Source organism: Psychrobacter sp. 1Y4 (assembly GCF_051847555.1).
In genome coordinates this window covers 1-642 of record NZ_JBPYDE010000712.1, presented here as the reverse complement: position 1 = coordinate 642, position 642 = coordinate 1, and the positions used below count along the sequence as shown (strand labels likewise).

The following is a 642-nucleotide window of genomic DNA, read 5'->3' as shown; positions in this document are numbered from 1 at the left end:
ATCGAAAAGCTCGATGAGTTAGACCTTGCTGATGGTAGTTTCGATATTATCGTCTCAAACTGCGTCATTAATTTGTCGCCAGATAAAGCCGCCGTGATGGCGAGCGTGCAGAGACTGCTGAAGCCTGGCGGCGAATTTTATTTTTCTGATGTTTATGCTGATCGCCGTATTCCGCAACACTTGATAGATGATCCTGTATTATATGGAGAGTGCTTGAGTGGCGCTTTGTATTGGAAAGACTTTATCCGTTTATCAAGAGACGCAGGGTTTTTAGACCCACGACTGGTCGAAGATCGTCCGCTTGAGATTACAGATCCTGTATTGGCTGCCAAAATTGGTGATATACAGTTTTTCTCGGCCACTTATCGTTTATTCAAAATTGCCACGTTAGAAGATGCCTGTGAAGATCATGGACAGGCGGTGATATACAAAGGATCTATCGAGCAATCCCCGCATCGGTTTGATCTAGACAAGCATCATGCGATTGAGGCGGGACGAGTATTTCCTGTATGCGGCAATACCTTTCGGATGCTACAAGAATCTCGCTTTGCGCCGCATTTTGAATTTATCGGTGATGACAGTCGCCACTATGGTATTTTTGCAGGGTGCGGTGAGCTAATGCCATTTGATCAGGCGATGGTA

The 642-nt window shown here is 45.5% G+C and carries 1 protein-coding gene; it reads left to right on the top strand.

Annotation, left to right across the window (positions count from 1 at the left end):
- Nucleotides 1-642 (top strand): methyltransferase domain-containing protein (locus ACS8FC_RS18480; protein WP_439297865.1); only part of this gene is annotated, 642 nt, incomplete at both ends.